The organism is Quadrisphaera granulorum, from assembly GCF_003149145.1.
Taxonomy (GTDB): Bacteria; Actinomycetota; Actinomycetes; order Actinomycetales; family Quadrisphaeraceae; genus Quadrisphaera; species Quadrisphaera granulorum.
The window spans coordinates 56,490-72,860 of the sequence record NZ_QGDQ01000014.1 but is presented as its reverse complement, the minus strand read 5'-3'; the positions used below and the strand labels follow the sequence as shown (position 1 = coordinate 72,860).

Annotated in this window: 17 protein-coding genes; 6 read left to right on the top strand and 11 right to left on the bottom strand. The window is 72.5% G+C overall.

The window, feature by feature from the left end; translation table 11 throughout:
• Positions 1-48: 48 nt before the first annotated feature.
• The 3 genes from BXY45_RS12255 to pafA all read right to left on the bottom strand — a co-directional run bounded on the left by BXY45_RS12255 (position 49) and on the right by pafA (position 2,887).
• Positions 49-426: an FKBP-type peptidyl-prolyl cis-trans isomerase gene (locus tag BXY45_RS12255; protein ID WP_109774789.1), complete on the bottom strand. Its 378-nt coding sequence runs from the start codon at positions 424-426 to the stop codon at positions 49-51.
• Positions 427-430: 4 nt separating this feature from the next.
• Positions 431-1,453, bottom strand: coding sequence for an FKBP-type peptidyl-prolyl cis-trans isomerase (locus tag BXY45_RS12250; protein WP_109774788.1), 1,023 nt, complete (start codon positions 1,451-1,453; stop codon positions 431-433).
• Positions 1,454-1,525: 72 nt separating this feature from the next.
• A complete protein-coding gene (gene pafA / locus BXY45_RS12245; protein ID WP_109774832.1) occupies positions 1,526-2,887 on the bottom strand; it encodes a Pup--protein ligase in 1,362 nt (453 codons plus the stop codon).
• Positions 2,888-3,068: 181 nt separating this feature from the next.
• On the opposite strand from pafA, the gene BXY45_RS12240 reads away from it, so the two are divergent.
• Positions 3,069-5,939, top strand: a complete 2,871-nt coding sequence (locus BXY45_RS12240; protein ID WP_146211176.1) for an HNH endonuclease signature motif containing protein — start codon at positions 3,069-3,071, stop codon at positions 5,937-5,939.
• Between the two features lie 36 nt (positions 5,940-5,975).
• On the opposite strand, the gene BXY45_RS12235 is transcribed toward BXY45_RS12240, so the two are convergent.
• From BXY45_RS12235 to BXY45_RS12220, 4 genes are read right to left on the bottom strand one after another with little or no spacing between them, the layout of a single operon-like run.
• Positions 5,976-6,533, bottom strand: coding sequence for a GNAT family N-acetyltransferase (locus BXY45_RS12235; RefSeq protein WP_109774786.1), 558 nt, complete (start codon positions 6,531-6,533; stop codon positions 5,976-5,978).
• Between the two features lie 34 nt (positions 6,534-6,567).
• The gene (gene prcA / locus BXY45_RS12230; protein ID WP_109774785.1) at positions 6,568-7,359 is read right to left on the bottom strand and encodes a proteasome subunit alpha; all 792 of its coding nucleotides are present in this window, start codon (positions 7,357-7,359) and stop codon (positions 6,568-6,570) included.
• Positions 7,356-8,201, bottom strand: a complete 846-nt coding sequence (gene prcB / locus BXY45_RS12225; RefSeq protein WP_109774784.1) for a proteasome subunit beta — start codon at positions 8,199-8,201, stop codon at positions 7,356-7,358. Before prcB ends, prcA begins: the two co-directional genes overlap by 4 nt.
• A complete protein-coding gene (locus BXY45_RS12220) occupies positions 8,198-8,413 on the bottom strand; it encodes a ubiquitin-like protein Pup (RefSeq protein WP_109774783.1) in 216 nt (71 codons plus the stop codon). The genes prcB and BXY45_RS12220 overlap by 4 nt, the downstream gene beginning before the upstream one ends.
• A 204-nt stretch (positions 8,414-8,617) precedes the next feature.
• On the opposite strand from BXY45_RS12220, the gene BXY45_RS22900 reads away from it, so the two are divergent.
• Entirely contained in the window at positions 8,618-9,472 is an 855-nt protein-coding gene (locus tag BXY45_RS22900; RefSeq protein ID WP_211319513.1) for a HEAT repeat domain-containing protein, read from the top strand.
• Positions 9,473-9,482: 10 nt separating this feature from the next.
• On the opposite strand, the gene BXY45_RS12210 is transcribed toward BXY45_RS22900, so the two are convergent.
• Positions 9,483-11,015, bottom strand: a complete 1,533-nt coding sequence (locus BXY45_RS12210) for a HAMP domain-containing sensor histidine kinase (RefSeq protein WP_109774781.1) — start codon at positions 11,013-11,015, stop codon at positions 9,483-9,485.
• Complete coding sequence (locus tag BXY45_RS12205; protein ID WP_109774780.1) at positions 11,012-11,695, bottom strand: response regulator transcription factor; 684 nt, start codon at positions 11,693-11,695, stop codon at positions 11,012-11,014. The genes BXY45_RS12210 and BXY45_RS12205 overlap by 4 nt, the downstream gene beginning before the upstream one ends.
• Positions 11,696-11,835: 140 nt before the next feature.
• Here BXY45_RS12205 and BXY45_RS12200 point away from each other — a divergent pair, with 140 nt between their 5' ends.
• Entirely contained in the window at positions 11,836-12,429 is a 594-nt protein-coding gene (locus BXY45_RS12200; protein WP_109774779.1) for a hypothetical protein, read from the top strand.
• On the opposite strand, the gene BXY45_RS12195 is transcribed toward BXY45_RS12200, so the two are convergent.
• Positions 12,339-12,797, bottom strand: coding sequence for a MerR family transcriptional regulator (locus BXY45_RS12195; RefSeq protein ID WP_109774778.1), 459 nt, complete (start codon positions 12,795-12,797; stop codon positions 12,339-12,341). The two genes, BXY45_RS12200 and BXY45_RS12195, sit on opposite strands and share 91 nt — an antisense overlap.
• 57 nt (positions 12,798-12,854) lie before the next feature.
• On the opposite strand from BXY45_RS12195, the gene BXY45_RS12190 reads away from it, so the two are divergent.
• Entirely contained in the window at positions 12,855-13,751 is an 897-nt protein-coding gene (locus tag BXY45_RS12190) for an aldo/keto reductase (RefSeq protein ID WP_109774831.1), read from the top strand.
• Positions 13,752-13,823: 72 nt separating this feature from the next.
• Positions 13,824-14,270 carry an SRPBCC family protein gene (locus BXY45_RS12185; protein WP_109774777.1) on the top strand — a complete coding sequence of 149 codons (447 nt, stop codon included), beginning with the start codon at positions 13,824-13,826 and terminating at the stop codon, positions 14,268-14,270.
• Positions 14,271-14,296: 26 nt separating this feature from the next.
• Here BXY45_RS12185 and dop read toward each other — a convergent pair whose 3' ends face one another.
• Positions 14,297-15,886, bottom strand: a complete 1,590-nt coding sequence (gene dop / locus BXY45_RS12180) for a depupylase/deamidase Dop (RefSeq protein WP_109774776.1) — start codon at positions 15,884-15,886, stop codon at positions 14,297-14,299.
• 26 nt (positions 15,887-15,912) lie between these two features.
• Between dop and BXY45_RS12175 the strand changes: the two genes are divergently transcribed.
• Entirely contained in the window at positions 15,913-16,368 is a 456-nt protein-coding gene (locus BXY45_RS12175) for a DUF3054 domain-containing protein (protein WP_342799553.1), read from the top strand.
• Positions 16,369-16,371 lie beyond the last annotated feature (3 nt).

Sequence of the window (16,371 nt, the reverse complement as noted above, 5' to 3'; positions counted from 1 at the left end):
GCGGCCCCCACCACGGGCCCCCGAGAGATCAGGAGGTCTCGGGAGGCGTCAGCGGACGCCGACGAGGTCGACCACGAAGACGAGCGCCTCGTCCGGGCCGATGACGCCACCGGCGCCGCGCTTGCCGTAGGCCTGGTCGGAGGGGATCTCCAGCCGACGGCGGCCTCCGACGCGCATGCCGAGGAGGCCGTCGTCCCAGCCCTTGATGACCTGGCCGACGCCCACGCGGAAGCTCAGCGGCTCGCCGCGGTCCCACGAGGCGTCGAACTGCTCGCCGGTTGAGTGGGTGACGCCCACGTAGTGGGTGGTGACGGTGGCGCCGGGGGTGGCCTCGGGGCCGTCACCGACGGTGATGTCGGTGATGACGAGCTGGGTGGGGGCCGGGCCCTCGGGCGGGTCGACCTCAGGACGGGTTGCGTTGCTCATGGGTTCACTGTGCCGCGAGCACGTCGACGACGAACACGAGGGTCGAGTTGGCGGGGATGTCGCCCTGGGCTTTGTCCTCGTAGCCGAGGGCCGGGGGGATGACGAGCAGCACCTGACTGCCGACCGGCACGCCTTCGAGCCCCTGGTCCCAGCCCTTGATGACCTGGCCCGCGCCGAGCTGGAAGTCGAACGGCGCGCCACGCTTCCAGGAGGAGTCGAACTCCTTTCCGGTGGACCAGGTGACGCCCGTGTACTGCATGGTCAGCTGTTGGCCGTTCTGGACCGGCGCGCCCTTACCCGTGACGAGCACCTGCTTGACCAGCTGGGTCGGCGGGCTGGCCTTGCTGTCGACGACGATGGTCGGCGCGTGAGTCTGCTGGTCGACCGTGACCGACGTCACGCCTGCGGGCAGGGGGGCCGTCTCGGGGGTGCCCGTGGCCCAGCCGGGCGAGACGCCCAGCACGTCGATGAGGTAGACGAGCGTGTCGCTGGCGCCGATGCTCGCCTGGGGCAGACCGCCCTGTGGACCGTAGCCGTCGACGGGTGCGACGGCCGTCAGCACCCTGTCGCCGACCTTCGCGCCGTCGAGGGCCTTGGAGAACCCGGGGATGACGCCGGGGCCGAGCACGAACTGCACCGGCTTGCCGCTCCAGCTGCTGGCACCGAACTGCTTGCCGCTGGCCCCGTTGAGCCCGACGAACTCGACGCTGACCACCTCACCCGCCGAGATGGGGTCTCCGGTGCCCTCGGAGAGGACCGTCGTGGTGGTCTCGCCCGTGCTGAAGCCGGCAGGGACCGTGACGGCCGGCACCGCGGCGGCGCCGGTGGCGCCCTCGGCGGGCGGGGTGACGGTGATCTTCGAGAGATCGGCCTTGCCGACAGCGGCGGGGGCGGCGCTGCTGGCAGCGCTGCTCGCGCCGTCGCCAGCGCCGTCGTCGTCCCCCCCGCCCCCGGAGCAGGCACTCAGAGCGAGCGCACCGGCCAGCAGGAGGGCGACGAGAGCAGGACGACGACGAGCGGCAAGCACCCCAGCACGCTACGCGACGGACCTGGGTGATCCGGCACATCGGTGGCCTGTGGCCGTCTGCCGGCCGATCGGCTACATGCTGTTGATGAGGCGCTCCACCCGCTCGTCCACCGAGCGGAAGGGGTCCTTGCAGAGCACCGTGCGCTGCGACTGGTCGTTGAGCTTGAGGTGAACCCAGTCGACGGTGAAGTCGCGGCGTTTCTCCTGCGCCGTCCTGACGAAGTCGCCGCGGAGGCGGGCGCGCGTGGTCTGCGGGGGCACGCTGGTGGCCTCGAAGACCTCGATGTCGCTGGTCACCCGCTCGACCATGCCGCGCGCCGCCAGCATGTTGTAGAGCCCACGGGTGCGCGAGACGTCGTGGTAGGCCAGGTCGAGGCGGGCGATGCGGGCATCGGACAGAGCCAGGTTGTGGCGCGCCTGGTACCTCTCGACGAGTTTCAGCTTGATGACCCAGTCGAGTTCACGGTCCACCAGGGACAGGTCGCCCTCGCGGACCGCCCGCAGGCCGCGCTCCCACAGGTCGAGCACGCGCTTGTCGGTGGTGTTGCGGGTGCCCTCCTCGTCGATGAACGCCTTGGCGCGCTCCAGGTACTCCTCCTGGACCTCCAGCGCGCTGGCCTCACCACCGTTGGCGAGCTTGAGCATCCGACGTCCGGTCGTGTCGTGGCTGACCTCGCGGATGGCGCGGATGGGGTTCTCCAGCGACAGGTCGCGGATGGCGACGCCGCTTTCCAGCATGCGGAGCACGATGTCGACCGCGCCGGCCTTGAGCATCGTCGTCGTCTCGGACATGTTCGAGTCACCGACGATGACGTGGAGGCGGCGGAACCTGTCGGCGTCGGCGTGGGGCTCGTCGCGGGTGTTGATGATCGGGCGCGAGCGGGTGGTGGCGCTCGAGACGCCCTCCCAGATGTGGTCGGCGCGCTGCGACAGGCAGTAGACCGCCCCGCGGGGCGTCTGCAGCACCTTGCCTGCGCCGACGAGCACCTGGCGGGTGACGAGGAACGGGATGAGGACGTCGGCCAGGCGCGAGAACTCCCCCGCGCGTGGCACGAGGTAGTTCTCGTGGCAGCCGTAGGAGTTTCCGGCGGAGTCGGTGTTGTTCTTGAACAGGAACACCTCTCCGCCGATGCCCTCCTCGGCGAGGCGGCGCTCGGCGTCGACCGTGAGGCCCTCGAGGATGCGTTCACCGGCACGGTCGTGGATGACGAGCTGGCGCACGTCGTCGCACTCCGGGGTGGCGTACTCGGGGTGGGAGCCCACGTCGAGGTAGAGGCGAGCGCCGTTGCGCAGGAAGACGTTCGACGACCGCCCCCACGACACGACCTTGCGGAAGAGGTATCGGGCGACCTCGTCGGCGGAGAGACGTCGCTGGCCGTCCGCAGCACAGGTGACCCCGTACTCGGTCTCCAGACCCAGGATCCGGCGGTCCACGCTCGCCACAGTACGTCGGTCGGGCGGTGGCGCGTGGGCGGGTCCGCAAGCCACCCGATGTCGGTGATGGTGGTTAAGGTCGCCGACGGGCCGACTGTGACCTCTGGGAGCAGATGCATCGTCCCAGCTCAGAGCCCTGTTGATGTTGATTTGTCGAACACCTGTCGGTACCATGGGTGCCGTGGAGGAGCCAGCGAACACCGCCGAGAGCAGCCCTGCTGGCTGCCCGGTGGACGATGGTGCGGCCTCCCCTGTGGGCCTCGACCCGAAAGACCCCGCAGCCACCGAGGCGCAGGCCTGTGCGCAGTCTGCGGCCGGCGGTGATGCCCCTGAGGGTGCGGCGCGTCCTCGCCGCAGCCGCACCCAGGCACGCCGCCGCCGCGCGGCGGTGTCACTGCTACCACCGCGGGGTCCAGCCCGGCGGGTGCACGCCGCCACCCGTAAGGACGTCGCCCGCCGCGGGTTGCCTGGTCCGGCTGGGATGGACCCCACTCTGATCGACTTCGCCTTGACCGCTCGGGCGCTGCCGGAGGTGGAGTGGTGCTGGGACCCGACCTTGGGTGACTGGCGGGTCGCGACCGCCGCCGATGAGCTCCCCGCCGAGATCCCTGCCGAGATCCCCGACGAGCCTCTCGAGATCTCCGATGTCGCCGATGTCTCCGACATTTCCGCAGCGCAGGACGGGCAGGCCGAAGCGCCAGAAGCTCCACCGGCCGATGCGTTCTATCCCTTCGAGCGTCGCAAGGCTCAGCGGCGTGCCGCGGTCGAGTTCGAGGCTTGGTTGGCCCAGGAGGCTGATGAGGCCCAGCGGCGTCGGGTGCGGGCGGTGGTGGCCGAGCGGGCCGCGATGCACGCCGCCCGCGCCCACGCTGAGGCGCTACGCGCGGCGCAGGCCTCGGTGGGGCGCTGGCAGGGTCAGCAGATCCGGGTGCTGGCGGCGATGGCTCCGCTGTACCGGGCGGCGGTGCACCACCCCGACGCCTGCCCCGAGGACGCCGATGACTCTGAACAGGAGGGGTCGACGGCGCGTCGTCAGCGGGAGGCGTTGGAGGCCGCCGGGTTGGCGGATCTGGTGGCGGAGGTGGCGCTGCTGCTGGCGTGGACGCACTACCGCGCGGGTAAGCAGGTGCGGTTGGCGGAGCACCTGGTGGGGTGCCTGCCGCGCACGATGGCCCGCCTGGAAGCAGGCAGGTTGGACCTGGCGCTGGCGAGCGTGGTTGCTGATCGCACCCAGGACATGGATCCCCAGCTGGCGCGGGAGCTGGATGAGGAAGTTTTCGGTCCTGACGGGTCGGGGCTGGGGTGCACCACCGCCGAGCTCGGTGATGTGGTCGATGAGGTGGTGGCGCGGTTGGATGCTGCGGCGGTGCGTCGCCGTAGCCGGCGCAGGGTGTCTGCGCGGTCGGTGGTCAAGGTGCCTCTGCGCGATGGCATGGCCAGGTTGATCATCGATGGTCCCGCGCCGGTGGTGACGGCGATGTTCGAGCATGTGGATGCGGTGGCGGGGTTGAACCTGGCCCAGGCTCGTCGGGCGATCACCGAGGGGCGGCTGCCTGCTGATGGTGGTGACCCCTACGCCGAGGCCGCCGATGCCGCTGCAGACGCCGCGACCGCCGACAGCGCTGGCGGCTCTGGGGGTGCTGGTGTGGTGGTGCGTGATCGTCGCCGGATCGGTGCGCACCGTTTCGACGCGCTGGCCACCGCTGTGTTGAACGCGGCTCCGGCGGAGGCGGGGACGCCGCGTCCGCGGGTGTCGTTGGAGATGCACGCGGCGTTGTCGACGTTGTGCGGTGGCGATGAGCAGCCGGGGTGGTTGGAGGGGCACGGGTGGGTGCCGGCGTGGTTGGTGCGGCAGGGGTTGGTCTGGTCGCGGTGCCGGTTGCGGCGGGTGCTGACTGATCCGTTCACCGGTGACCTGATCACGGTGGACGGTCACACCTACCCCGCCTCGTGGTTGACCGACCCCGGCCCGCCGCCCGGTCCCCGCAGCCAGCCCCACGACGGCGGAGATGACGACAACGGCGACGACGACAACAACGACGACGGCGCCCGGGGTCCCGAGGACGGTCCGGGTGGTAGCGGTCCGGGTGATGGCGGCGGTGGTGGGGACAGTGGGTCCGGTGCCCGGTCCGGCCCAGCGGCCACGTTCCACGGCCGGCCGATCCAGCAGCTCCCCGATCTGCACGGGGATCCCTTCGATGACGACGTCGACGACCTCGATGACGACGACGTCGTCGTCGATGCGTCCGGTGCTCCCTCTGGCTTCGCGGAGGGTTGCGTTGGCGACCCCGCCGAGAGGCTCGCCGGCGACTCCGCCGAGAGGCTCGCTGGCGACTCCGCTGGCGACCCTGCCGGATCCGGTGATGAGCTGGCTGATGCTCTGGCGCTGGGGTGGGACAGCGACCCGGCCGAAGACTCCACCGACCCGTGCACCGAGGGCACCTGCACCCCGGTGCAGGCCTCCGGGTGTCCCCTGGTCGACGTCGACGGCGGCAGGTACACCCCACCAGCGGCGCTGGACCGCCTGGTGCGGCGGGAGTGGACGCAGTGCTCCTACCCCGGGTGCCGGCGCCGGGCGCAAAGCTGCGACGTCGACCACGTGATCGCCTTCCGCTCCGGTGGGCCCGCCGTCGGGGGCGGCACCACGTGCCGGTGCAACTTGGAACCCAAGTGCCGCCGTCACCACCTGCGCAAGCACGGCACCGACACCACCCGCCGGGCCGCGGGCCTGCCCGCCTTCGACGACCTGGACCAGGGGTGGGTGCGCTGGAGTGCGCGCTGGCAGAACTGGCGCTGCGACCGCAGCGGGTCGGTGTGGCGTTCCCCGCTGGGTTTCAGCTACCACGGCAGGCCACGTCGGCGTGAGCTACCCGCTGAGCGTTACCGGCCCACGCCGTGGCCACCGCGCAACCCCACCGAAGAGGAAGTGCGCGGACGACGCCGCAGCGACCGCTCCCCCGGCCAGATCCTCGACCTCCTCACCAGTCCCGAGGAGCGCACACCCCGCACAGCCCGCCAGAAGATCACCTTCCCCGACGAACCCGACTTCTGATCCATTCGGGGGCTCGGCTCAGACCCCGTGCTCGGCTCAGGCCAACGGCTTGGCGAGCACGACGAGGCGGACGCCTCGGTCATCGACGCGCCCAAGATCGCCCTCACGGTCGCTCACCCGGTAACCGGCGCGCTGGTACAGCCGAATCGGCCCTTCCGACTCGACCCCCGTGAACAGCTGCATCCGCACCGCGCCGGCCCGCCTCGCGGCGTCCTCGATGGCTGCGAGCAGCGCCGCCCCCAGACCACGCCCCTGCGCGTCCGGGACCACGACGAGCCGGCCCACATGCCCGACGAGCGCAGCAGCACCGGCCTCACCGCCGCCGTCGTCGTCATCATCATCAAGAGCGAGCCGGACGCGCACGGCACCGAGGATCCGGTCGGGGCGCCAGTCCGACCAGGCGCCCGCCTCGGCAACGACGACCCGCTGGGCGGGGTCGTCGATGGCGGCACGGACGTCGTCCACCGTCTCGCGCAGCGGCGGCAGCAGTGGATCGCCGTAGCGCTGCGCCTCGCTGACGAAGGCCGCCAGCGACACCACGAGCACCTCACCGGCGTCCGTCGTCCGCGCAGGGCGCAGCCGCCATCCACCCACGCCAGTCACCCAGCGCCCGGAACCGCGCGACGGGTCAGTCGGCCGGGGGAAGGTCGACGGTGTCGCTCGGCAGCCCCGAGTGACCGGTCGCCGGAGGAACCGTCGCAGCCGCAGGGGCTCCAGCAACCGGCTTCCCGTCGAGCACCGCCTGCAGCAGCGGTCCTTCCAGTCGCCGGAAGGTGCGCCGGGGGCGAGCGCGCTCCAGCACGGCCACCTCGAGCTGGTCAGCGGTGAGCGTGCGCGCCGGGCCACCCGCCGGATCGGCGGACAGCGCCCGCAGCGCGAGCGCCAGTACCCCGGGCAGGTCGAGATCGGCGCGCCAGCCCTCACGCAGCGGACCGACCACCGACTCCGTCTGGCCGCCGATGATCACCACGCCGTGCTCCTCGGCGACGGACCCGTCGTAGGTGAGGCGGTACAGCTGGTCGGTGCCTACCTCGGGGCCTACCTGGGCCACGACGACCTCGACCTCCAGCGGCTTGGGTTCGCTGGTGAACACGGCCCCGAGGGACTGCGCGTAGGCGTTGGCCAGGCCACGGGCGGTGACGTCGGCGCGGTCATAGGAGTAGCCGCGCAGGTCGGCGTAGCGGACGCCGGCCACCCGCAGGTTCTCGAACTCGTTGTACTTGCCGACCGCGGCGAAGCCGATCCGGTCGTAGATCTCGCTCACCTTGTGCAGCGCCTTCGACGGGTTCTCCGCCACGAACGCGATGCCGCCGGCGTACTCGGCGACCACCACCGAGCGACCGCGGGCGATGCCCTTGCGGGCGTAGTCGGCCTTGTCCCGGATGAGCTGCTCAGGGCTGACATAGAACGGCATGCTCATCGGCGGCGGCCTTCCTGCTCGGCGGTGCGGTCGGCGATGACAGCGGCCGCCACACCACCCAGCTCGTCCTCGCTGACGCGCACGTAGCCCTCGGCCGTGACGACGGCGACGACGGGCCAAATCCGGCGCACGACATCGGGGCCGCCGGTGGCGGAGTCGTCGTCGGCGGCGTCGTAGAGGGCCTCGATGGCGACCCGCACCGCTCCGTCCGTGTCGAGCCCCTGACGCCACAGCTTCTTCAGCGACCCGCGGGCGAACAGCGAGCCGGAGCCGACGGCGTGGTGCTCGTGCTCCTCGTAGCGGCCACCGGTCACGTCGTAACTGAAGATCCGGCCGGTGCCGCGGGCCAGGTCGTACCCGGCGAACAGCGGCACCACCGCGAGACCCTGCATGGCCAGACCGAGGTTGCCGCGCACCATCGTGGCGAGGCGATTGGCCTTGCCGTCGAGGCTGAGCAGGGCGCCCTCGATCTTCTCGTAGTGCTCCAGCTCCACCTGGAACAGGCGCACCAGCTCCACCGCGAGGCCCGCGGACCCGGCGATGCCGACGCAGCTCCACGCGTCGGCGGGGAAGACCTTCTCGATGTCGCGGCTGGCGATCATCGCCCCCGCCGTGGCACGACGGTCACCCGCCATCACCACGCCACCGGGGAAGGTCAAGGCCACGATCGTCGTGCCGTGGGGAGCAAGCTGCTCGCCCGCGCGCTGGTCGTGCTGGGTGGACTGCGCAGCAGCGGCAGCGCGGCGCCCGGGCAGCAGCTCGGGGGCGTGGGCGCCGAGGAAGTCGGTGAACGAGGAGCTGCCGGGCGTGGTGAACGCCGCCGGCAGCGGAGCTCCCGTCACTGGCCGCCCTTCTGGGTGTACTGGCGGACGAACTGCTCCGCGTTCGACTCGAGGACGTCGTCGATCTCGTCCAGCAAGGCATCGACGTCGTCGGTGGCCGACGAGGCCGTCGCCTCCTCCGTGCCCGAGCCGGAGCGCGGGAGGGGCTCGACCTCGTGCTCGACCTCGTCCTTGTCGCGGCGCGACGGGCGGTGCTGCTCCTGTCCTGGCATCGCTGCCCCTTCCAGGTGACGTGTCGGCTGGCCAGTGAGGCGCCGAGCGAACTCGGTCCTGAGCCGATCGTAGGCGCGGGCACCGACGTCGCGAGGGGCACCCGCAGGATCACACCGTCCGATCACCCTCTGGTCACCGTGTGCGACCACCCTGGGCGACCGCTCGCGCGTGACATCGACGCAGGGCCTGGCAGCATCGGCGCCGTGCCCGCGCAACCCTCTTCCCCCGACGAGCTCCCCGCAGAACCCGTGGCAGGCCTCCCCGCAGACCTGCTCGAGGCCCGTGAGGGCACCGGCGCCACCTTCCCCGCGACCCTGGCCGCCTACGCCCGTCGTCCTCGTGCTCTCGACCAGGCCGCGACCTGGTGGTCCTCCCCCGATCCCGTGACGCGGCTTGTCGGCCTGGAGCTGTCGGCGGTGCTGGCCGGCCCCGCTTCCCCCCTGCCCCTCGACGAGCGCGAGCGCGCCCGTCACCAGGTGGCCGCACATGCCTCGGAGGCGTCCACCGGCGACGACGCCGACCTGCGCTGGGCCGCTGCGAAGGCCCTCGGGGCAGCCGGTCCGTCCGCCGCGGCGCTCGACGTCCTGACGATCCTCATTGGCGACGACGACCCCGACGTCCGCTGGCAGGCCGTCGCCTGCCTGCCCCTGGCGCTGGGCTCCGACCCCGGCATCGTGCAGGGCGACCCCGGTCGGCGGGCGGTCGAGACCCTGGTCAGCGCCACCGCGGACAGCGACGACGACGTCGTCGAGCAGGCGGTCTTCGCTCTCGCCGAGCAGCTCGAGCCGGATGGTGTCGCCGCCACGCCGGCGGTCGCCGATGCTCTGGTCCGGCGGCTGGACTCCCCCGGTGAGACCGGTGGCCTGGCGGCCCTCGGACTCGCGCGCCGCGATGACCCGCGCGCCGAACCGGCGGTACGCGCTGCCCTGGAGAAGACCCTCGCGGACCCCGAGTTCGAGCTCGACGAGCCCTGGTTGAGCGCCGCCGACCTGCTGCCGGGCCTCGCGACGCTCGCCGCCGACGTCCGCCGCGCCGGAGCGACGCTCGGCGACAGCTGACGGCTCAGCCTCAGCGCACGCCAGCACCGTCGTCGTCATCACCGTCGTCGAGGGGGAAGGCGAGCGCCACCGTCGTCCCCGTCGGCCCGGTGCGCAGGTCCACCGTGCCGCCTTGCGCCTGCGTCACCGACCTCACCACCGAGAGCCCCAGCCCGGAGCCTCGGGTGTCACCGCTGGCCCGCGTCGTCACGAAAGGCTCGAACGCGACGTCGGCGATCGCGGGGTCCAGGCCCGGGCCGTCGTCAGCCACCTCCAGCACGACCCATCCGTCGTCCCGGCGCCGCGCCGCTACCCGCACCCCGGTGCCCGGCGGCGTGTGGGTGCAGGCGTTGAGCACGAGGTTCAGCAGTGCCTGAACCATCCGGTCTTCGTCGCCGACGACGACGACGGCGGGCGCGGCACGCTCGTCCTGTACCTGCACGCCCGTCAGACCGAGCCCCCGCACGCGCTCCGCGACCGCCGCGAGCAGGTCGGGCACGAACACCGCTTCCGCCGCGGCCTCGTCGGCAGAGCCGCCGCGCGTGACGGAGGTGAGGTCGTCGACGATGCGACGCAGCCGGTCGAGCTCCCGCCGCAGCACCGCCGCGGTGGCCGCGGCGTCGTCGGCGGCGCGGGCGGCCACAGCGTCGTCGTCCTGATCGGTCCCGCCCCGGCCCGCGGTGAGCTCGAAGACCTCCAGGTGACCCTGGGCGACGGCGAGCGGGGTCCTCAGCTCGTGCGAGACGGCAGCCAGCAGCTGCCGGCGTTGGGCCTCGTCGCGGCTGATCCGGTCGAGCATGCGCTGCACTTCGTGGGCCACCACGCCCACCTCGTCGCCGCGGGCGACGCCGGGCAGCAGCGGTACCCGGTCCGGCAGCGCGGCAAGGTCGACGGCCCGCGCGGCCTGCGCGAGGTGACGCAGCGGAGCGGTGGCTCGCCGGACTGCCACGACGAGCACGGCCCCGCCGACGAGAAGCCCCACTCCGCCGGCCAGGGCGATGCGCTGCAGCGCGTCGAGCGCTTGGGCGCGCCCCGGTTCGAGCGAGCCGAGGAGCAGCGCGGTGCCGATCCGCTGGCCGCCCACCTCGATCGGGGTGTTCAGCACGCGGACGTCGCCGAGAGCCGACGGGACGGTCATCACACGGCCCGGCTCACCGAGCGGCACGTCCTCGGAGCCAGCGAGCGTCACCAGCGCGCTTGGACCGCTGCTGAGCTGCCGACGCCCCTCGGTGAGGAGTACGACGATGTGCCGGGCGCTGCCGTCGTGGAGCGCGAGGTAGGCGTTGGCAGCGAGCGCCGCCTCCTCGGAGGTGAGCACCCCGTCGGCGCCCGCCTGCTGGACGACGAGGTCCGGGAGGTCGCGCTGGAGCACGGCGGTCTCGTCAAGGAGGAGCTGGTCGAGGGAGGTGCGGTCGCCGACGCGGATCAGCTCGGCGGTGGCGAGGGCCGCTCCCGTGAGGGTCGCCGCCATCACCGCGAGCGCCACCGCCGTGAGCTTGACGTGCAGAGCGGCCCCCCGGCGTACCGCCCCGTGGGTGGTGCGCCGGGTGGTCTCGTGCGTCATGCCACCAGCCGGTACCCGGCGCCGCGGACGGTCTCGATGCGCTCGGCGCCCACCTTGCGGCGCACGTGACGCACGCAGGTCTCCACCACGTTGCTGGCGCCGTCGAAGTCGTAGCCCCACACCCGATCGAGCAGCTGCACCTGGGAGAGCACCTGGCCGGGGTGGCGCAGCAAGGTCTCCAGCAGGGCGAACTCGCGCGACGAGAGCGCCACCTCGCGGGCGTGCCCCGCGCCGTCGTCGCCCTCCTCGTACACCCGCACGCGACGAGTGCGGACGTCGAGGGTGAGGCCACCGGCGCTGAGGACCACCGACGACGGCTGGGCAGGCTGGCGCAGCCTGGCCCGCACCCGGGCAAGGAGCTCGGTGAAGCTGAACGGCTTGACCACGTAGTCGTCCGCACCAGCCTCCAGGTTGGCAACGCGGTCAGGGACGGCGTCCTTCGCGGTCAGCACGATGACGGGCAACGCGGGGCGCGCCGCGCGGATGCGCGTGAGGACCTGCTCTCCGGGGAGGTCGGGCAGGCCGAGGTCAAGGATGACGAGCTCGACGTCCTCGCGGAGCGCGGTGAGCGCGCCGGCGCGCCCGCTGGACTCGCTGAGCACCGTGAAACCCGCGGACTCCAGTCCCTTGCGAAGGAAGGCGGTGATGCCCGCCTCGTCTTCGACCACCAGTACCGCCATGGCCGTACATCCTGCCTGGCCTGCCCCGACACGCACCTGGCGCGAAGATGACAGAGGCGTCAGGTGCGCGACAGGTCGGCGCCACACGAGCCGGGAACTGTTGCTGGTGCCGGAACACCACCCCTCTCCAGGAGGACACGATGACCCAGCAGATGACCCGCCAGCGCACCTTCGCCCTCGTCACCGCCGGCCTGCTCGGTGCCGCCGCCCTGTCTGCCTGCGGCAGCGACGACAGCCGCACGGTCGGCAGCGTCGCCGTCCCCGGGCTGACCCCGGCCGCCAGCAGCGGTGGGACCGCCGCGTCCAACGGGCCGACGATCCCCGCGACCGCCACGGCGGTCGCCCCGCTGCAGACCGTGCAGGGGGTGCTGCAGCGCGACGACGACGACGCTGACGACCCGAGTGACGCTGACGACCGCTACGACGACTTCACCGTCAACGGCATCGAGGTCGACTTCGGCCCGTCGGAGTGGATCCTCACGGCCCCCGCTCTCCAGGACTACGACGGCGACGGCACGGCAGAGCCGTTCGCCACCGAACTCGACGGTCTTGTCGGCCAGCAGGTGACCCTCCAGGCCCGCGACGACGACGATGACGATGACGACGACGACCGTGCGGGCGACCGCCTCGACGACGTCGACGTCTACGAGATCAACGGGCTCGCACTGCGTGGCGCCTCGGGCCCCGCACCGTGGGCGGGCGGCCCGGTGCCGACCGGTGCCCTCGCCGGCTGAGCCGCCGGCGAGACGAGCTCCTCGAGCAGCCGGAGCGCGTCCCGCTGCTCGTCGAGCGCCTCGAGGCGGGCGCACACGGCCTCCGCGTGAGAGCGAAGGTGGTCCAGCACGCACGGGTGCAGCTGCGCGCCGCCGTCCTCGAAGCAGTCGATGATCTTGTCGACGACGGCGAGCGGGAGTCCCGCCGCCAGGAACAGCTTCACCCGGCGCACGGTCTCGACGTCGGCGCGACGGAACCGTCGATGCCCCGCGGTGGTGCGCACAGCGTCGAGCAGGCCGGTGCTCTCGTAGTGCCGCAGGGCGCGGACGCTGACCCCCGTCTGGCGGGAGAGCTCGCCGATGGACAGCTCATCGGGGTGTCCGTGCACTCTCTGCCTCCCGCGGGCTTGCAGCTGACACTGGTGTCAGTTCCTAGCGTGATCGCCATGACCACCGCAGCAACAGCCACACCCGATGACGTCTTCCTCCTCGGCGGTGAGACCTCCGTCCGCCGGGTCGGGTTCGGGGCCATGCGCCTCACCGACGCGACGGGTGACGGCACGCAGGCGGGCGCACGGATCTGGCGGGCACCCGCCGACCCCGCCGACGCCGTCCTCGTGCTGCGGCGCGCGGTCGAGCTGGGGGTCCAGCTCCTTGACACGGCCGACGCCTACGCCCTGGGAGAGAACGAGGCGCTCATCGCGGCCGCTCTGCATCCCTATCCGGAAGACCTCGTGATCGCGACGAAGGTCGGGCACCTCCGTCCGTCGCCCACGGAATGGGTGCCGCTCGGTCATCCCGCCTACCTGCGGCAGCAGGTGGAGCTGGGCCTGCGGAGGCTGCGCACCGAGACCCTCGACCTGGTCCAGCTGCACCGGCTCGACCCCGCCTACCCCCTCGCTGACCAGGTGGGGGCGCTGGCGGAGCTGCGCGAACAGGGGAAGGTCCGCCACGTGGGTCTGTCCGAGGTCACCGTCGAGGAGCTGGAGGAGGCCCGACGGGTCACGCCCATCGCGTCGGTGCAGAACCACTACAACCTCGCCGAGCGCCACCACGAGGCACTGCTCGACCACTGCCTCGACGCAGGGGTCGCCTTCATCCCCTTCTTCCCCCTGGCCATCGGCGATCTCGCCCGCCCGGGAAGTGCGGTCGACGCGGTCGCCGCTGAGCTGGGAGCCACGCGGTCCCAGGTCGCGCTGTCGTGGTTGCTCCACCGGGCGCCCCACGTCCTGCCGATCCCGGGAACCACGTCCGTCACCCATCTCGAGGAGAACACCGCTGCGGTCCGCCTCGCGCTGAACGACGACCAGCTCCAGCGCCTCGGCACCACGCTCGCCCCGTGATCGCGGTGATCGCGGTGATCGCCGTGAGAGGTGGGGCGCTGGCCCGGTGATCCCCTCGGGGAGAATGGGCGTATGAGTCCCCGCGTCACCGCCTCCAGCGAGCACACCGCCGCCGTCCCCGCCCACCAGCTGCGCACGGCCCTGGCCGACTACACCGGGGCCCGCCGCGAGGCCATGCCGGAGGCCTACAGCCAGTACCGCGTAGAGGCCGGCGGCACCGGCGCGGGCACGACGGTCGGGTGGCGGTTCCAGGCGACAAAGAGCCGCGTACGCGAGCAGCTCGTCGAAGTCACCGAGGAGGAGGACGGCACCCTCGTGGAGCGCGACACCCGCTCGTCCATGGTGACGCGGTGGACGGTCGTCCCGTCGGGCAAGCGGTCGTGCACCGTCACCACGACGACGACGTGGGACGGCGCCAGCGGCGTCAAGGGCTTCTTCGAGCGGACCTTCGCTCCACTCGGGCTCAAGCGCGTGAACACCGAGCTGGTCGCCAACCTGGAGCGAGCGCTCCAGGGCTGACCCGAGAGAGTCAGCGCCCGAGAGGATCAGCGCCCGGACAGCGCGTCCACCAGGGCGGCGGCGTCCGGGCAACGGTCGAGCAGCGCCTCGGTACCGGCGCGGGTGCCGCGCAGCGGCTCCAGCATCGGCACCCGCTGGAGCGCCCCACGGCCGGGGACGTCGAAGATCACCGAGTCCCAGCTGGCAGCGGCGACGTCGCGGGAGTAGCGGGCCAGGCACTGGCCGCGGAACCACGCCCGGGTGTCCTCCGGGGGCTCGGTGCTGGCGGCCTCCGCCTGGGCGTCCGTGACGAGCTCCTCCACCGCGCCGCGCGCCCGCAGCCGGGCGTGCAGGCCCTTGGCGGGGTTGACGTCGGCGTACTGGAGGTCGATGAGCGCCAGCCGCGGCGCGTTCCACTCCAAGCCGTCACGGTCACGGAAGCCCTGGAGCAGCCGCAACTTGGCCACCCAGTCGAGCTGACCCGCCAGCCGGAACGGGTCGGCCTCGAGGTCGGTGAGCACCCGCTCCCAGCGGGCGAGCACGTCGGCGGTCTCGGCCCGCGCGGCGTCGTCGGAACCCCCGCCGCGGCTCGCGACGTGCGCCTGCGCCGCCTCGAGGTACCGCCACTGCAGCTGCACCGCGGTGAGCTCGCTGCCGTCGGACAACCGCACCCGGTGCCGCAGGGAGGGGTCGTGGCTGACGGCGTGCAGCTCCGCCACGGGCGCGGACACCACCAGGTCCGGAGCGGTGCCGGCCTCGACCATGTCGAGCACCAGCGCCGTCGTGCCCAGCTTGAGGTAGGTGGCGACGTCGCAGAGGTTCGCGTCACCGATGATCACGTGGAGCCGCCGGTACCTGTCGGCGGTGGCGTGCGGCTCGTCGCGGGTGTTGATGATGGGCCGCTTGAGGGTGGTCTCGAGCCCGACCTCGGTCTCGAAGTAGTCGGCCCGCTGAGACAGCTGGAACCCTGCCGCCTCACCGCGCTGCCCCAGCCCCACCCGACCGGCGCCGCACACCACCTGGCGGCTCACGAAGAACGGCACCAGACCCCGCACGATCGCCCCGAACGGCGTGGACCGGGCCATGAGGTAGTTCTCGTGGGTGCCGTAGGAGGCGCCCTTGCCGTCGGTGTTGTTCTTGTAGAGGTTTACCGGGTCGAGCCCCGGCGACGAGGCCACCCGCTGCGCGGCCCGCCGCATGACCATCTCCCCGGCGCGGTCCCACAGGACCGCGGCCCGCGGCCCGGTGACCTCCGGGGAGGAGTATTCGGGGTGGGCGTGGTCGACGTAGAGGCGAGCACCGTTGGTGAGGACGACGTTGGCGCTGGCGGCGTCTTCCCCCAGACCAGACCCGCCCGAACCACCCAGCGCGGAGCCGTCGCCGACCTCCCGGCGCCCGGGGGCATCGGTGAGCTGGCTGGAGTGGGCGGCGCTGCGCGGCACCTCGTAACCCCGGGCGTCACGCAGGGGCGCCTCGTCCTCGTAGTCCCACCGGGGGCCCGTGCGGCGCCCCGACACCAGGGGGGCGGCGTAGCTCGCCACCACCTGGCTGGACAGGGTCACCGGGTCCGCTCCGGGGTTGCCCGGCGCCGAGACGCCGTACTCGGTCTCGATGCCCACGACCCGGCGAACGCTCATCGTCGTCAGCCTAGGCTCGTGCAGTGATCCGGCGCGCGGCAGGCCCCACCACCAGCACGACTCCGACGACGACGAGGGCGGGGTTCCTGCTAGCGCTGCTCGCCGACGTCGTCCTCGTGCTCGTTTTCGCAGCGGTCGGTCGCCGCTCCCACGGCGAGGCCGACGCCCTCGCGGGCCTCACTCACACCGCGTGGCCGTTCCTGGCCGGGCTCGCGCTCGGCTGGCTCGCCGTCGGCTGGTGGGGAATGACGCTGCGTCGCTGGGCGCCGCTCGCCGTCGTCCCCGCAGGACTGGCCGTGTGGGCCGGCACGCTGGTGGGCGGTCACCTGCTGCGCCTGGTGTCCGGCCAGGGCAGCGCACCCAGCTTCGTGGTGGTGAGCGCCGTCGTCCTGGCGGTGTTCCTCCTCGGGTGGCGGGTCGCCGTTCGAGGGGTGAACGCACTGCTGGCCCGCCTGCCGGATGGCAAGCGGGCCAGCAGATGAACC